16 protein-coding genes and 1 pseudogene are annotated in these 16,996 nt (G+C 41.6%); all 17 read right to left on the reverse strand.

Annotated features, from left to right (window positions below):
• Positions 1-8: 8 nt before the first annotated feature.
• The gene (gene dcm, locus WC848_04790) at positions 9-1,259 is read right to left on the reverse strand and encodes a DNA (cytosine-5-)-methyltransferase (protein ID MFA5961972.1); all 1,251 of its coding nucleotides are present in this window, start codon (positions 1,257-1,259) and stop codon (positions 9-11) included.
• 12 nt (positions 1,260-1,271) lie between these two features.
• The gene (locus WC848_04795; GenBank protein MFA5961973.1) at positions 1,272-2,195 is read right to left on the reverse strand and encodes a hypothetical protein; all 924 of its coding nucleotides are present in this window, start codon (positions 2,193-2,195) and stop codon (positions 1,272-1,274) included.
• 66 nt (positions 2,196-2,261) lie between these two features.
• On the reverse strand, positions 2,262-2,495 hold the full coding sequence (locus WC848_04800) for a hypothetical protein (GenBank protein MFA5961974.1): 234 nt from the start codon (positions 2,493-2,495) through the stop codon (positions 2,262-2,264).
• Position 2,496: 1 nt separating this feature from the next.
• Entirely contained in the window at positions 2,497-2,871 is a 375-nt protein-coding gene (locus tag WC848_04805; protein MFA5961975.1) for a hypothetical protein, read from the reverse strand.
• Positions 2,872-3,167: 296 nt separating this feature from the next.
• Entirely contained in the window at positions 3,168-3,389 is a 222-nt protein-coding gene (locus tag WC848_04810; protein MFA5961976.1) for a hypothetical protein, read from the reverse strand.
• Positions 3,390-3,434: 45 nt separating this feature from the next.
• A complete protein-coding gene (locus WC848_04815) occupies positions 3,435-3,692 on the reverse strand; it encodes a hypothetical protein (protein ID MFA5961977.1) in 258 nt (85 codons plus the stop codon).
• Positions 3,693-3,872: 180 nt separating this feature from the next.
• Positions 3,873-6,512, reverse strand: coding sequence for a preprotein translocase subunit SecA (secA, locus tag WC848_04820; GenBank protein ID MFA5961978.1), 2,640 nt, complete (start codon positions 6,510-6,512; stop codon positions 3,873-3,875).
• Between the two features lie 267 nt (positions 6,513-6,779).
• On the reverse strand, positions 6,780-7,991 hold the full coding sequence (tyrS, locus tag WC848_04825) for a tyrosine--tRNA ligase (GenBank protein ID MFA5961979.1): 1,212 nt from the start codon (positions 7,989-7,991) through the stop codon (positions 6,780-6,782).
• A 120-nt stretch (positions 7,992-8,111) separates the two neighbouring features.
• Complete coding sequence (locus tag WC848_04830) at positions 8,112-8,837, reverse strand: hypothetical protein (protein MFA5961980.1); 726 nt, start codon at positions 8,835-8,837, stop codon at positions 8,112-8,114.
• A gap of 94 nt (positions 8,838-8,931) precedes the next feature.
• Positions 8,932-9,174: a hypothetical protein gene (locus tag WC848_04835; GenBank protein ID MFA5961981.1), complete on the reverse strand. Its 243-nt coding sequence runs from the start codon at positions 9,172-9,174 to the stop codon at positions 8,932-8,934.
• A 169-nt stretch (positions 9,175-9,343) separates the two neighbouring features.
• Positions 9,344-9,571, reverse strand: coding sequence for a hypothetical protein (locus tag WC848_04840; GenBank protein ID MFA5961982.1), 228 nt, complete (start codon positions 9,569-9,571; stop codon positions 9,344-9,346).
• Positions 9,572-9,890: 319 nt separating this feature from the next.
• A pseudogene (locus WC848_04845) lies at positions 9,891-10,008 on the reverse strand (hypothetical protein).
• A 7-nt stretch (positions 10,009-10,015) separates the two neighbouring features.
• Positions 10,016-11,416, reverse strand: a complete 1,401-nt coding sequence (locus tag WC848_04850) for a hypothetical protein (GenBank protein MFA5961983.1) — start codon at positions 11,414-11,416, stop codon at positions 10,016-10,018.
• A 30-nt stretch (positions 11,417-11,446) separates the two neighbouring features.
• Entirely contained in the window at positions 11,447-13,387 is a 1,941-nt protein-coding gene (locus WC848_04855; GenBank protein MFA5961984.1) for an alanine--tRNA ligase, read from the reverse strand.
• An 81-nt stretch (positions 13,388-13,468) separates the two neighbouring features.
• Positions 13,469-14,722 carry a DUF3999 family protein gene (locus tag WC848_04860; protein MFA5961985.1) on the reverse strand — a complete coding sequence of 418 codons (1,254 nt, stop codon included), beginning with the start codon at positions 14,720-14,722 and terminating at the stop codon, positions 13,469-13,471.
• A gap of 13 nt (positions 14,723-14,735) precedes the next feature.
• Positions 14,736-16,676, reverse strand: a complete 1,941-nt coding sequence (locus tag WC848_04865; protein MFA5961986.1) for a DUF2339 domain-containing protein — start codon at positions 16,674-16,676, stop codon at positions 14,736-14,738.
• A 38-nt stretch (positions 16,677-16,714) separates the two neighbouring features.
• Positions 16,715-16,975: a hypothetical protein gene (locus tag WC848_04870; protein MFA5961987.1), complete on the reverse strand. Its 261-nt coding sequence runs from the start codon at positions 16,973-16,975 to the stop codon at positions 16,715-16,717.
• Positions 16,976-16,996: the final 21 nt, after the last annotated feature.

Below are 16,996 nucleotides of genomic sequence, written 5' to 3' on the forward strand. Positions count from 1 at the left end.
TGAACGCCTCAGGTACTGCTAATAATTTTATTGGTTTTTTTTATTGCTCTCATAATTTCAATCGCCACCTGCGGAACAATTGCGTTGCCAAGAGCCTTTAGTCTTTCTACTCGATGTCGTGATTTGGTGAGTTCAAATTCGTCCAGTTTTGCGGGTAGCCCATCATCCACTCCACAAAGTTCGGTTGCAACTTCAAGCCAGGAGAGTTCCCAACCTTCTCTCTCAAATTTGAACACCCGCCTTTGATTGCTTGGTTGCTTCTTTCTTCCGGTTTTCTGATATCGCTCCGCATATCCATCACGCTTGGAGCTGGAAGCATCGCCAACACGTCTTTCACCTTCACTCCGAATCTCACGCCCTTTCGATTTACCCTGCTCCATCGTCCGTTTTTCAGTTCCGCATTCTTTACCGGAGCACCTTCCTTTTCGCTTACTCTCGGTGTCGGAAGCAAAGCGTTTATCGCTTCCTGAACTTGTTCTCCCATATTGTGCTTTCCTCTGTCCCTCATGGCCGCTCGGCTGTCTTGCGCTTTCGGTGTTCCTAGCATCTTCGGCCACAGGTGTGTTTTTCTCAAATCGCTCGCTCCTCCGGCCAAAAGCTGTTCGTAAAGATTGCCGGGCGGAACTGTGTTGCGCCCTGTTTTGTTTCTGCTCACCTGACGTTTCAGATAGCTTTCCGCGCTTTTTCTTTCGATTGGTCTTATCGCTGAGGGCGTGAGCAACAAACCAGATCCGGTCTCTTCGGTGCGGAGCGTTGACGGCGACAGCTGGAATAATAAACGGCTGGATTTCGTAGCCGGAATTTTCCAAGTCAAGGCACACTTGTTCGAATACCATTCCGTTTTGCATAGTAAATAATCCGCGCACATTTTCAGCAATAACCCAGCGCGGTTTTGTAAGGCGGATGACGCGAAGCATTTCCGGCCAGAGATAACGGTCATCATCTGTGCCTCGCCTTTTTCCGGCCTGGGAGAAGGGTTGACAAGGAAAGCCTCCCGTGAGGATGTCGACTTTAAATAGTTGTCTATTCCCACTTGCTTGCTGTTTTTTCCTCTGTTTTTGTAGTCCGTTCCAGTTGGCGTCGGCAATAGACTTGATTTCTTTGATGTCCCCATATATTTTTGAATTTGGAAATCTTAGTTTTAATAATTTTTGGCAGTAGCGATCATTGTCGCAAAAAATATGTTCCGCGTTCGGCCAAATTTCTTCCACTGCCAGAGCAAAGCCACCAATGCCGGAAAATAGATCTAAATGTCTCATGTGCTTTTATTTTTATTTCCGCGAAACACTAAGCGATTCCTTCAACTTATTGAGCGCTTCGACCATTGCGCTCATTTTTTCAGCTTCGTTCTCGGTCTTTGAATTTTTCGCAGTGCCATACTTCATAGCAATCTGTTCCAGGTTTCCATAAAAACCATATTCGCGGTAACTGGCTTTTATAAAATCCCTGAGCACCTCCTTGCACAGCGCGGCGCCAATTGATGGCGACATGGATGGCTTGTTCTGCAAAAACCAGATGAATTCAAGTTCCAATTGAAATTCAGTCAAATGCGAAAGAGCGTGCTTGAGTAAATTGCCGTCTTTAAATTTCACGAGCGTCGGCTTAGTATGTCGGATTGCTTGGCACAGCTGACTAAACTTCCCAATAAAATACCGCGTTGGAATTATTTTTTTATTATCCCCAACAAGTTTTCTTGTCCGATAGGACTTCTTTGTAAACTCGGTTTCTTTTGTAGCCCGAAATTTTTTCGCCCGAAGATTTTTCGGGGGTTGTGCAAATTTTCTAACCCTCGAACTTTTTTCGGGGGTAGTTAAGTCAGGTATTTGTTGGGGGTGCTTAAGGCTAAGGCGATAGAAAATTTTTCCTCCGCATTTCATCCGTTTTTGCGATGAATCCAGAAGCTCGCCCAATTCGTCGTGAGCTTGGATTATTCTCAACTCATCCACTAATCGCTTAAGCGAGTTTTGAATGGATCTGTCGCTTCGGTTTATCTTTTTCATCAGTTGACCCTGACTAATCCAATCTTTCTCCTTGCGCCGTTTTGTTTCCATGTCTTCAATCCATCCCAATGTTTGATCGGCAACAACGAGAAGAATTCTCAGCTCTACGTCACTCAAAAGTGGCATCCACACACGGATGATGAGATGCGGAATTTGAGTCGTATTGGGAATTATTGATTGTATTTCGTAGTCCATATTTTTAGTGAAAGAGAAACAGCCACTGTCCTGACACTTTCGCAATCAAGACAGGGCTGAGAACTGTTAGAAATAAATGGGAAAATGAATTCTTATATATTCCTCCGCCTCTTCCTGTTCATGCAAGTTATCCGGGTCGGGATCGACCTGCCCGAGACCTTTGCATATTTTGCAATAAATATTTTCTCCATCACATTCGTCACATAGGCGCTTTTCGCCATCAAGAATGAATTGACGTATTTTTTCTTCCCGCAATTCTTCAGGAAGCTCGTTCCATTCGAGATTGAATGCGTATTTCATATTAGTAATCGGCTACTATCGTGCAAGGCTCTCCTGTTTCCTTTTCTTTTTGCTCGCACAATTTCACAAAATCAATAAAACTTTTTTGAATCCTGTCGATCTGTTTTTTTCTCACTTCTTTATAGAGGCGCCTTTCTCGCTCTTCGATTAATTCGAGAGTTTTCGGCAGTCGTTCGCGTAAAATTTTGGCTGCGATTTTCGTCTCTCCTTTTTTGGTAAAAACTTCCTGGAATAAATAGTGAGTTGCATAAGGATCGCCGTGATACGCTTCCCTCAAATACCCCACATGTCCGTGCCTGGTTGAGAAGCCAGTCATTTGTTCTTCTCTTTGCTTTAGCGTCTGGTTTTTCCAGCGCGCGTAAATATCAATTCCCATAACTTTATATCTTCGGCAGGTTTCCGATCTCCGCTTTCGCCGATTCGGCGAACGATTCGGGATCGGAAACCTGGCTCATTTATTTCCCTCCGGGTTCGTTTCGCCCATTGGGAAGCTATTTAATTGCTTGGCGACTCCGTTCAACTTACGAAGCCGTATTTCGTTTGGCAAGTACTCTATCTGGATTTGGTCTCCTATTTTCCATTCGTAGCGATCCGCGAGCCATTTCCCTTCAAGGATTATCGCGGGAACTCCGTGCCTGCGATAAGTGACCGTGCGAGTGGTTTTCGGTTCTTTCATTTGAGAATATTCAGCGCCAGCTTCGCTTGGGCTGACCAGAACGGACTCCAGTATCCGCTTTGGCCATCTGCCGTTATTTGAGCAAGCGAGATGAAGAGAATCATTATGTCGAGCATCACCAGGAAAACTGCCAGTTGCGTGGCGCAGACGATTGTTTTCTTAGCGTGCTCGCCTGCCCGCCGAAGCCTCGGCACAGGTGGGTAAGTTACTGCAATCATACTTTTGATTACTGTTCGGCCGTGCGATATGCACCGACCGCAACGTTATTGGTTAAGTTGCTTTTTGATTTTTTCGATCAGAGCTTTCCTAATCTGATCGAAGGCATAACCCGACAGTTCGCTTTGCATTTCTTCGTCAGCAAGTTCCGTCGTAAACTTTCCCATTAGCTCACCGATTTCGTCAGAGATATTATCCTCGAGATTCCCGGCGAGCCATTTGGCTTTTTCCAAGATGCGACTACGCATCACTTTTCCACGCATCTCACTACGAATGCGTTGTTTAATTTTCGTTAGATTTTTCATAAGCGTGTTTGTCAACTTATGTAAACTTATTGCGGACTCAGGCGCCGCGTGCCTCGACCTTCAGGCGAGCGAAATTAATTTCGAGATCGGGGTTTTCGGCATAGAAAAAACCCGTGCTCTTCGCACGGGTTTCCCCTTTTAATCCGCAACTGCGGATTACCTGGCTTTATTTTTCAGCTCCTACTTCCCACAACACTTCTTATATTTCTTGCCACTCCCACAAGGACACGGGTCATTCCGCCCAATCTTGTCATCATTGATAATCGGTTTTTGCTTGGGTGCTTCGCGTGTTTCGCCGTCTTGGATTTCTCGGGCGGAAGCAAATGATTCTGACTCTTCGGCTCCGCTGAAGTTGAGATTTTTTTCTGGAATTGCCGATTGCGTTTGTTGCACTGGAGCTACGGAAACACGGAAAATTGTGTGAACGATGGTTTGTTTGATATTTTCCATCAAATAGGAAAACATCGTAAACGCTTCTCTTTTATACTCCACCAATGGATCGCGCTGGCCATAACCGCGAAGACCAATACCTTCTCGCAGATAATCAATCTCATCAAGATGACTCATCCACATCACATCAATCGTCTGAAGTGCGATACTCTTTTCAACCATCCGCATATTCGCCTCTCCTACTTCTTGTTCTTTGTGATTATAGACCTCTTTCGCTACGCCCGACAGATATTCCGTCGCCTCACCAATCAGCTCGGCTGTATTCTTATTGTGATTTTCCACAATTTCTTTGAGCTTGACTTGCGCTACTGGCGGAAGCACAATCATCGCCTGGATATTTTCTGCAATTTTTTCCATTTCAAGATTTCCATCTTCTGTCGTGAGACTTGCCGAAACCGCCCGCTCAATTTCTTCCCGGATATTATCAATAATCTCCGGCTTGATATTATTTGCCTCAAGAACCGCGCGTCTTTTTTTATAAAGAATTTCACGTTGCTTATTCATCACATCATCATAATCCAAGATGTGTTTTCTAATGTCAAAATTAAAGCCTTCAATTTTTGACTGAGCATTTTCAATCGTACGAGAAATGATCGGATTTTGGATCGGCTGATCTTCCGGCAATCCAAGTTTTGTCATCAGGTTGATCAAATTATCGCCGCCGAAACGCCGCATCAACTCATCTTCCAGAGAAACAAAAAATTGAGACATTCCAGGATCACCTTGGCGTCCTGCGCGACCGCGAAGCTGATTGTCGATGCGTCGCGCTTCGTGCCGCTCTGTGCCTAAAATAAACAGTCCCCCGAGTTCACGCGCCCCTTCGCCCAGCTTGATATCCGTTCCGCGTCCAGCCATATTGGTCGCGATTGTCACTGATCCGACGTGCCCGGCTTTCGCCACAATCTGCGCTTCCCGTTCATGGTTTTTGGCATTCAACACTTCATGCTCGACGCCGGATTTCATAAGGAGCATGCTGAGATATTCCGATTTCTCAACCGCAATCGTTCCCACGAGAATCGGTTGACCAAGTTTATTCACCTCCCTAATTTTTTCTACGATGGCGTTAAACTTCCCTTTTTCTGATTTATAAACAACATCAGGAATATCCTTTCTGATAGCCGGTTTGTTGGTCGGGATTTCCGTCACGTCCATTTTATACACCTTAAAAAATTCTTCCGCTGAAGTGGAAGCTGTTCCGGTCATGCCGGAAATTTTTTGGTACATCCGAAAATAGTTTTGGAAAGTAATAGTCGCAAGAGTCTTTGATTCTTTCTGCACGCGCACGTGCTCTTTCGCTTCGATTGCCTGATGCAACCCTTCACTATAGCGTCGTCCCGGCATCAAGCGCCCCGTGAAGTCATCAACAATAATCACTTCACCGTCTTTCACCACATAGTCGCGATCCAGTTGAAAAATCACTTGCGCTTTCAAAGCCTGCTCCAAATGATGCACATAAGTAATTTTTCCTGCTTCATAGATATTTCCCACATTAAGCCATGACTCAATCTTAGCAATTCCACTTTCTGTAATGGTCACTGATTTGGTTTTTTCTTCCACGGCATAATCCTCTTCTCTTTTCAGTTTTGGCACAAGCATCGCAAATTGCTCATAGAGTTTTGTCGATTCGCTGTCCGCGGCGGAAATGATCAGCGGAGTCCGCGCTTCATCGATGAGGATCGAATCCACTTCATCCACAATCACATAATTCAAGTTGCGCTGAACCATATGCTCGAGCGTCGGCACCATATTGTCCCGCAAGTAATCAAAACCAAATTCGTTATTCGTACCATAAGTAATGTCGGCCGCATAGGCTTCACGCCGGGAGATTGGCGCGAGATTTTCCATCTCAACACTAACCTCGTCATCATCTTCCACTTTCGGAGTATAGATATATGAAGCGTCATGGATGATACAAGCCGTGGAAATTCCCAGAAAATGCAAAATGCCTCCCATCCAATTACAGTCGCGTTTGGCCAGATAATCATTCACCGTCACGAGATGCACGCCTTTGCCGGTGAGCGCATTGAGGTACATCGGCAGAAGTGAAGTATGGGTCTTTCCCTCACCGGTTTTCATCTCGGCAATCTTGCCACTATGAAGCACAATACCGCCCATCATTTGAACATCGAACAGTCTTTTTCCATCCACCCGCTTCACCGTTTCCCGCATAACCGCAAAAACTTCCGGCAGAAGTTCGTCGAGTGTTTCTTTTTCAGTAATCCGCTTTTTAAACTCAACTGTTTTCGCCCGCAACTGATCATCAGACAATTTAAGCATCTGCTCCTCAATCGCATTGATTTTTTCGATGATCGGTTTCAGCTTCCCAATTTCCCTCTCATTCGAACCGAATATTTTCTTTAGAATTGACATAAATATTGACTACGAAAATACGAATTATTACAAAAATACAAATAGTTACAAAATCACAAAAAAGCTCTAATGCGTGTCATTCCCGCGAAGGCGGGAATCCAGGTACCACTAGTTATAAATTATAAACAATCAAATTATAAATATTCTTGCCTTATGTTTCAGTCAGCCTTGCATTCAATAGCTCGTTTATCTATATACCAAGCCTGAGGTACCTGGATCCCCGCCTTCTCGGGGATGACACAAGAAGAGAACCGAAATATAATCAGTTTAACCAATCTTCATCTTCCTAAACTCCCTCTTTCCCGCTTTCAGAATTTTTCCATCAAAACTTTTGTCCACTTTTAACTGCCAATCACGGATTACTTCATTATCCGCTTTTATTCCACCTTGGTCAACCTTGCGCCTAGCATCCGCCTTACTGGTCGCTAACTTATTTTTCACTAAAACGTCAATCAGTGACTCTCCTGCAGAAACCTTAATTTCCAAAATTTCTATCGGCAATTCTTTTTTAGAAAAAACTTGCTCGAAATGTGCTTCGGCCTTTTTGGCCGATTCTTCTCCTTTAATTATTTTCACAATCTCATAGGCCATCTTTTTCTTGAAAATCATCGGATTCTCACCTTTTTCCATCGCCAGTTTCATTTTCTCAATTTCTTTTATCGGCACAGCCGTCAAAAGCTCAAAGCCGGACAAAATATGCGCATCAGAATAGGACATCGCTTTGCCATACATATCTTCTGGGCTATCGGCCAGATTAATTCCATTGCCTTTGGTTTTGCTCATCGTCCTGCCATCTGGCGCGTCCATCATCTTGTTCGTGCGTACAAATTTTTCCTTGCCGAGATAACTCTTGATCAGATCGCGCCCGACAAGCATATTGAAAGTTTGGTCGGTTCCGCCGATTTCCATATCCACTTCCATCGCTACGCCATCATAACCTTGCATCAATGGATAGATAAATTCATGCAAACGAATTGGATCACCCTCTTTGATCCGACGTTCAAACATATCACGTTCGAGCATCCTCTGCACTGTGATAGTCGACATCAATTTGATCAGATCGTTCAGTTTTAGTTTTGAAAGCCATTTATAATTCCGCTCAAAACGCACCGGATTTTCTCCGCCAAAATCAATCAATTGTGAAGCCTGTTTTTTCCAACCGGACATATTTTTTTCAATTTCCTCGTCTGTCAGCATTTTTCTGGTCGTATCTTTGTCTGGATCTCCGACTTTGGCCGTGTAATCTCCAATAAGAAAAACTACTTCGTGACCTAATTTTTGCAAGATGCCCAGAGCGCGAATGCCCATCGCATGCCCAACATGCAGATATGGCCCGGTCGGATCAAAACCCTGATAAATTTTCAATCTTTCACCTGACATCAGTTTTTTGCGAAAAGCTTCCTTGGAAGGATAAATCGCCTCCACTCCCCGCTCTAAAAATTCATCAATCAGTTTTTTGTCCTTTAATACTTTTGGCATAAATTTTCTCCACTATAAATTAGCTTACCACCTAAATTTAGCACTAAAACGCATTGATTGCAAACAAAAAGGCTCCGTCTACGTAATTACTACGCAAACGGAGCCCATCGACCTTCGAGATTATTCAGAAGGCCAAATGATATCAATATTCAAGTCTCCGCCTTCGAAGAAACTCGGGGTAATTGAAATAACCCCATTTACCGCGTCATCCCAATTCAATGCGATTTCTGTATATTTCTTGCCTAAACTCAGCCCTAGCGACACGCCAGTGCCACTATGGGGAATGAATACTTCAGCCTTCAATTCACCGTTTGTATCTGCCCAGAAGTAAAGCTGACGGTTTATCTCCTCTCCATCAAAGATGAAACTGACCCTAGCGGAAATCTCCGCCTCATTCAGGCCGGAGCCTAAATTGATAATATAGTGTCCGCCGACGGGTAGCATCTCTACGGAAATACCCACTGACCTTCCGCCAATAACGGACACCGTTACGGGTGGGGAATAAAAAATGACGTCCCATTCACTCTCCCCAAAAGCAAAAAGGGCTACCTTATAACTCCCGGCAGGGATACCGCTGAGCGTGGTATCATATTCTCGATTAACAACCGGGATGGTGAAAGATGCTTTAGCCAAATAATCCCAATCGGGATCTTGGCCAGTTTGCATCATCCAACTCAAATCCTGCGGCTCGAAATCAGCCGCCATGAGGAGAACTTTAATCCCCTTTACGGAGTCCTTCATGGTCTCAAGTCTTGAGTCCGAAGAAGCAATTCCCGAGCCTGAGAGAACAACTAATGTCAAAAAAAACGCAACCATCGCTATGATAACTACTGATCTTTTTTTCATTTTTTCTCCTTCCCTGATAGACCTTTTTAACAATCGTTAATAGCCGCATCTCCAACACCACGCCGGAGAGTATCTTTGTTATTTCTTAAAAAAATCAAAGCTTACCTCGAATCCGGATTGATCCAGTGGGTGCGATTTCCTGAACTTGTTGCGACTGGATTGGTATTTGTTTTTTTGAAGCGATTACTACTGGTCCAGTCTTAATAACGGGCTTCATGGCCACCACCGGTGTTTTTTTTGACTCCGCTGGCGACGATTTAATGTTGAAATATTTGCCAGCTAACAATCCGCTAGCAAAAATCAACGCCACAACAAAGAATATCAACGCTTTTTTCATTATAATCACCTCCCTATAAATAGATTTTTAAGCTTCAATAAAATCAACCGTAACTGACAATAATAGCATAATTATTTATATTTGTCAAATGCACCTAAATTAACTCTAAAAACATGAAAAAGACAGGGCTAGGCGTCTTTGACGCTCTAGCCCTTTTTCCAATGTTGGATCAGTAAACATAAACTTCAATATCCGCTTCATCCAGCAAAACTGCCTTAAGCATGCCGGACAACTGTTCCTCCAATCGCTCATGAGACAGATATTTGTCCTCTATCGACTTCCGGATGACCATCTCCTCGACATCCTGCTGTTCAAAAAACTTTCTGATCAATGTCTCATTTCCGTTCGCCTTATAGACGCGAACCTGCCCGATTTCTCTCGTTACGTGAATAATCATTGAATTCCCTCCTGTTGTTTGTGATCCATCTTAGAGAAATTAAAGAACAAAAAACCCGCTGTTGGCGGGTTTTGGTTTATTTCGAAAGGATAACTTCATCGAACCATTTTCCTCTTCGCTTCAAGCCAAAATTCGCCAACATAAAGTCGGGACCCGGATCCGGAACATGTTGACCAAATATTGGTTTTGACTTGGCGATTTAGGCTCATAAAACTATCAAAATTATTTATAATAAAATATTACCACGCGACAATATTTTGTCAATAAAATATCTTACACCATTACTGAATCCTGTTCACTGATCAGTGTTCTCTGTTATTCATTCCACCACCGCCTTAATCCTCCTCACACCCGCCGAAGAGCTTTCTTCTTTTTGGATGCGGAATTTGCCTTTGATTTCGGCGGTATTTTTGATTGTTGGCCATTTCAATCAAACTTTTCTTGCTAATAATTAAAACTGATACTTGAGATGATCTCTTCAAATTCTTTTTGCAACTCTGAGTATTTTGCAAAATACTGCGGTTGGCCTAGGCTGATTCTTATTTTTCTTCCATTTACTTGGGTGTAATAAGCCACTTTCTCAAGTCCTGATTCTTTAAAGTTTTTTATTAAGTAATTATAATTTCCCAATATTTCATTTTTTTCATCGATAACCTGATTTTGCAAATCCATTCCGTTGTACATCACATCAAAAGAAGGATCTGAAGAATTAGGCACATACATGAACATGAAAGGCTCTGTAAAATTTAATCCATTTATTTTTTCAAAATCGGAATGCTTTGTTATGACATAAAATTTAGCATATTTTCCTAACTTAATATCTTCAAATGTTAAACCAGTTTCAGTTGGATCTTCAACTTTGTATTTGTCATTATCTATTTTGAAAGAAATAAATTTATCCGAATAAACGCCTTGATTATCTACGGTCTTCCTCTCTGAAATCTCCACTTTTCCATTTTCAGAAATTTCATAACTCAAGCCTTCCATTTTTTTTGAATCTTTCAGAATAAACTCTAAACAATTTTTAATACTACTAGATTCAAAGCCCTCCGCTTCACATATAGCATCTCTAGTTTTTTCCCAATCCGAAAAATTCATATAATTAAATATTGATGTCGGCCAAGCGCTAGAAACCCTAGGATTAAATTCTAACGTACATGCAGTTTCCACCTCTTTTCCAGGCAATGTTTTTATCAAGATACTGCTGCCCCAAGAACCACTTTCTGCTATTTCGTTATCGCTATACAAATATTTAATATTATTCAAGAAATACAACATTATGAGTTGTTTTTTTGGATTTCTTAGATCGCTTTTTAAACTAAGGCCAATCATCGCCTCACGATCAGTCCAATTTTGATTTTTTTCTTTTTCTGCCACGCATTTATTTATCTGGTGATTAGTTAACACAAATGAAACGGATAGTAATATAATAAAAATACAAACATTCGAAATTAAAATTACTCTTTTTGCGATATACTTATCTACTAAATAAATAACCAGTCTAGAAAAAACATAAAGCAACCCCAAAGATACTAAAATTGCTATTCCTATAGTTATTAGATTAGGAAAAGATATCATTGTACCTTGCCAGAAGTATAAATCTTCGTTCACATTTTCAGAAAAAATAAAAAATGGAAAGTAGACAATTTTAATAAAGGAAGTTAAAACTGGATGCCAAAAAACATAAAGGCTAAGATCTGTTAAATAAAAAATTGCTAAAATAACTGCGATAATTGGCCATGCTAATGCAGACCACCTGAAAATTTTTCTTTTGGGGTCTAATGCGGCATCATCTCCCTGAATATTATTTAAGTTTTCGCCTGCTAAATTTGGGTCTTGTTCCATTTTTTTTATTTTAATTTATTATTCACTTTTTCATTCCACCACCGCCTTAATCCTCCTCACACCCGCCGAAGAGCTTTCTTCTTTTTGGATGCGGAATTTGCCTTTGATTTCGGCGGTATTTTTGATGTGCGGTCCGCCGCAAATTTCCTTGGAATAATTGCCGATGGAATAAACTTTCACTCGGTCGCCATATTTATGCCCAAATTCACCTTCTGCTCCAACATTTTTCGCTTCTTCCGGTGTCATTTCCTCCAGCGTCACTTCTGTTTTTGATTCGATCGCCTCGTTGACAAAATCCTCCACCGCCTTTTTCTGTTCATCAGTCATTTTGTCTGGATGGGAAAAATCAAAACGAATGCGCTCGCCATTAATGTTTGAGCCTTTTTGATGGACGTTTTCTCCCAAAACCTTGCGTAATCCTGCCAGCATCAAATGAGCAACAGTGTGCAGTTCGGTGGTTTTTTCTTTTGTATCAGAAAGTCCACCTTTAAACATTCCAGCTGAAGCAGTGCGGGACAAATCTTGGTGTTTTTTTAATCTGTCATCAAATTTATCCTTTAGCTTAACTTCATCAATATTTATACTTTTATTTTTCAACTCTTCAAACACTAATTCTAAGGGAAAGCCATATGTTTGATATAAATCAAAAATTGTATCCACGATATCATCATTAGGATATATGGGAGCTATCCGATCTCCTTTTATCCAAAAATTTCCCTCTTTGTTTTCTAATAACTTGCCAAATCTAGCTATACCACTTTCCAATGTCCTCCTAAATTTCTCTTCCTCTTTTTTTAACTCACTCAAGACTCTCTCTTGCATAACTTCTGGATAAAACTGCCCATACATTTCTTGTACTACCTTGGCAATTTTAGCGGTAAAGTTACTTTTTATGCCCAGAAGATGCGCCTGACGAATGGCACGACGGATGAGGCGACGCAATACATAGCCCCGCTCAGTATTGGACGGTTCGACTCCATCGGCAATAATGAATACGCTTGCCTTGATGTGATCAGCGATAATTCTGGCAGAGCGTTTTTTTTCTTCACTAAGGCTCGCGTACCATTGCTGACGTGGCCTGATTTCTTCAGAAAAAGGAATATTAGGTTCCATTTTCTGTGGCATAAGAAGTGCAATCTCGTGGAATATTTTTTCAAATAAATCCGTATCAAAAACATTGTCCTTACCCGAAAGAACGGTAATCGTTCTTTCTAGTCCCATCCCAGTATCCACATTTTGCTGAGCCATTTTCTCGAAACTCCCATCTTCTTTTTTATTAAACTCCATAAACACGTCATTCCAAATTTCCATCAAACGGAAACTTTTCACCATTTCATCATGCGTTCCCACAAGTTTTCCCTCAGCCGGTCTCACGTCATAGAACATTTCACTGCACGGTCCGCATGGTCCGGTTTTTCCGGCTGGTCCCCAGAAATTATCCTCACTACCCAAAAGAAAGATACGACTGTCCTCTTTGGCTTTTTGATCCAATTCGCAAACACCATTACTCAGTCCCGCTTTTTCAAATTGCTTTTTCCAAATCTCGATCGACTCATCGTCCCGATCTGCTCCCAATTTTTCATCCCCAGCGAAAACTGTCACGCAAATCCTTTTTGGATCAAGTCCCAGCCACTTTTTGTCAGTTAAAAATTCAAAGCTCCACTCAATCGCCTCTTTTTTAAAATAATCACCCAAAGACCAGTTACCCAACATTTCAAAAAAAGTCAGATGTCGGTTGTCACCCACATCATCAATGTCCCCTGTGCGGATACATTTTTGCGCATCAACCAATCTTTTACCCAGCGGATGTCTCTCTCCCATCAGATACGGCACAAGCGGATGCATACCAGCAGTTGTGAAAAGCACGGTTGGATCATTTTCCGGCACCAAGGGCGCTGAAGGAATAATGGCGTGACCCTTACTTTTGAAAAAGTCCAGATATTTTTGGCGCAAATCTTTGGCTGTAAGCATAGTTTTAGACGTTAAAAACTTAAATTCAGTCTACGTTGAATTGTATAATGCTTAAGCTTCGCAGTCAAACTGAAGCTTGACTTATTTTTTCAAGAATTTATAGACTAAAAAGATTAAAAGCAAGGAAGTTACCGTCATAATTCCGGAAAGTAGATAGGGAATTCTTTCTGTCAGGGGCTTTAGCGGTTCTTGCTCCGGGACAAAACCCGGACTGTCTTTTTGCCCGCCCAGACTTGCTTGTGCCGCCTTGTCCGGCTCCAAATATTGGAAATATTTCTCCAAATCATATTGCGGATGATTGGCCTTTGCATTTCCATAAAATAGGCGATATTTTTCAGTTGCCTTAGTCTCGAAAATAACTTCCCGATAGATGGAAAAAGTACGCAGAGCAGAGATTGACAGAGGCACGTCATCTTTGTTAATTACCTCAATCCTTATAAGACGCTTATTGGTTTCCGGAAAATTTACAGTCAGATTTTCTCCATTGAATTTCGGAGTGCTATAACGAAAGACATAGCCTTGACCAAGATAGTTCCAATCCCTCGCATTTTCATCATTACTTGCATAGACCAAGATCGCCCGATTGAAATTCATATTGTTCGTATCAAGACTCAATCGGTCAGTCGGGATTCCGCTTGCCCCCAAATCCGCCACCAACTCTGTCAATTTCTCATCCGACTTTTCAAGAGATTTGAATTGTGGACGACGCTCATTTCCTCGAGTTTTTTCCTGGACAATATTACTCGTGTCCACCGAATTGATCTTCACTGGAGACCCATTTTCATCTGTGATTTCAATCTTGATGTAGCGATAAGCACTGTTGGGAAAATAAATTTCCGTATTTTGAGACTTGAAATTGGCTTTTTTGTCGGTAAAATCATAGATATAGCCATTATCTATGAGCGTATTCCACGCTTGCATATCATTACCGCCATAAACTTTGACATTTCTCTGGAAATTTTCTGAAACAGTGTTGATCCTTAGGTTATTGACCAAGTTACCGGAAGTTCCCAGATCCAAAACCACTTGAGAATTTTCTCCTGGCACAAATGAATTATTGATCATAGTGACCGAAGTTCGGTCAACCTTCGACCTTTCCTTTGCGGAAACGAGTTGGAACGGCACTTCCTGATTATTTCCATCGATGATCCGCAAATCAGACAGATCTTTCGTGGCACCAGAAAAAACTTCATCATCCAAAGTTATCTTGGCCATATCCCCACCCGAAGAAGATATATCCTTATAGTACTTCCAGCGGGTCAGATCAAAATCCGCCAAGCAACCAGTCGAGATAATTGAAAAAAATAATGCACAAATGAGAATTGATTTTTTCATTTTTTTATTTTATTTAAATTATTTCTTTGATCTTGTCCTTATATTTTTGATATGCGAAAGAAATAGCCAAAAGTACAACGCCTAGACTCATCGAAGAAATGATGCGGTAGAGCGTCCCCATACTCCAAAGATCATAGAAGAATAGCTTGAGGATAGCAAGCGTGAAAAGCAAAAGTCCGCCCACCCGTACGCCCTTGACGCGAGAAAAGAATCCGAACAAAACCAGAATGATTCCATAGAGAAGCCAGAACAAAGAAAGCGAAACACTGCTCTTATTTTGCAGTTTTTTAATCTTCTCTTGATTTACATTGAGCGTTTGGTATGGCTGAAAAGAACCGACATCCATTTTTTTGGGAATGGCATAGTCTTTTTCCAATTGCCGCTGGACCGTCCTAATTTCTTGATCATAGTAATAGCTGATTTCTCGACTGATCGCATAGATGGTTAAAAAATTGGCCGTAATCAGAAAAGTAGCGACTAATTTTTTCGGCGCCAAGAAACTATTCTTATCATCCTCGCCTTCTAGGGAATAAGCGTGAAAAAGATAGGCAGCTAGGTAGGCGGAAATAATCACAACCAAGTATGTCAACATCACTTTATTAAACAGTACCATATCATTTGATCCGTGATTAGAATCAATGAAGAGCATCCGGAAAAAAGCCAGTTCGAAAACAACAACACCGAAAGCCTTGATCGCATTTTGAGCCGTTTTGGTTCCGAGAATGAGCAAGAGAATTGCTTCGATCGTCCAGCCGATCGTAATTACCCTACCATCAAATTGCAGAGGAATCGCCAATGTCACAAAACCAACCGTTAGAAAAGCCAGAAAACCATATAGACTATCATCCTCAGGAGTAAGCGCCCGGACAAGATAGGCCCAGAGAAAATAATAGATAGCTAGGATCAATGCGAAAAATCCCATAAAAATATGATATTTGGGATCGAGGATAGCATAACTGGAAGCAAAGTAGACCGAACCTGCCATGATTGTCAGCAGTTGTTCAATGCCGGATGATTTTTCTTTCTGAACTAAATTATAAATGAGAGATGAGATGGAATAAGTGATAAAAAACAAGGTCAGAAAAAACATCGTCAAGGGCAATTCATCGGCCCGATAAAATTCTCCCGCCCAAGCCATAAAAACAAACATCGTCGCAAGAAATCCCAAAACATTCAGCCATCTCCATTTCTTGAAGATAGAAACGGCCAAGATTGCCAGATCAAGGATCAGGATATAGGAAAAAAGTCCTGCTTCATTATTCTTTCCGGTCGAGATAAGAAAAGGAGTAAAAAAACCGCCCAATGTGGAAACAATGATAAGTGAAATTGCGTCGTAGCGGATGCTGAGAATTATTCCCACAGTCGTAATTAGCATCATCATCAAAAAAGCCGGAATCTGTCCGATGAGGGAGTAAAAATCAAAAGCGGCAAAGATAGAAAGGTAAAGCACGGCCAAACCACCACCACTGAGCAATTGCCCATAGACAAAATATTTACGGATGAATTTTTCCCCAAGTCCAAGTAGGATAATCCCAACAATGATACCAATCATCACCCGACCAACTTCGCCGATCCAATTATTATCAAAAGCATATTTCAGAAAAAAAGAAGCGCCAAGAACAAGCGCAGCCATTCCGATCCGCGCAAACCAAGTGCCACCGATGTTTTCTTCCATACTGGACTTTTCCATAGCGACTGGCTGTTGAGTCGGCTGCGCTGATCCGGAAAAATCGATTCCTGGATAATTAGACTCGGGGGACCCTGGAGCAGACACTGGCGGTGGTGGCGGTGGCGCATAGGCAGTAGCTGTGTTTGCTATTTTCACATCACCTTTCTCTAACCGCAAAATTCGCTCATTCTGCAATTCTACCTTTTGATTTAAATCTGAGAGGGCACCACCAATTGCATTCAGACTTGCAATTATTTCTTCAGAAGTATTGTTTTCGTTTGACATTTTTTTTCATTTTATTATTTTTTTAAGAAAGCATGAATTTATAATCCAGTATATTCTGAACGCTTGATATTCTCTCCGACTTTTTTTACGATATCATCCCTATCAGAAGAGCTAAATTTATTTCTAAGCTCGCTTGAATCCAAATCCCTCCTCAACTCGCGCAAAAGCTGGGAAATATGATCGTTAAGTTCTCTTTCAAGCAAACGCAACTCTTCGGAAACTTTTTTCTTTTCTTCATCATCCACAATCTTGTCTCCCAAAATACCTAAAGCGACTTCTTGCAATTTTGATTCGAGCATAAATTTATATTTTAAAAAATT

It is taken from the genome of Parcubacteria group bacterium (assembly GCA_041659505.1).
In the GTDB taxonomy this organism is placed as follows: Bacteria; Patescibacteriota; Minisyncoccia; order Moranbacterales; family UBA2206; genus UBA9630.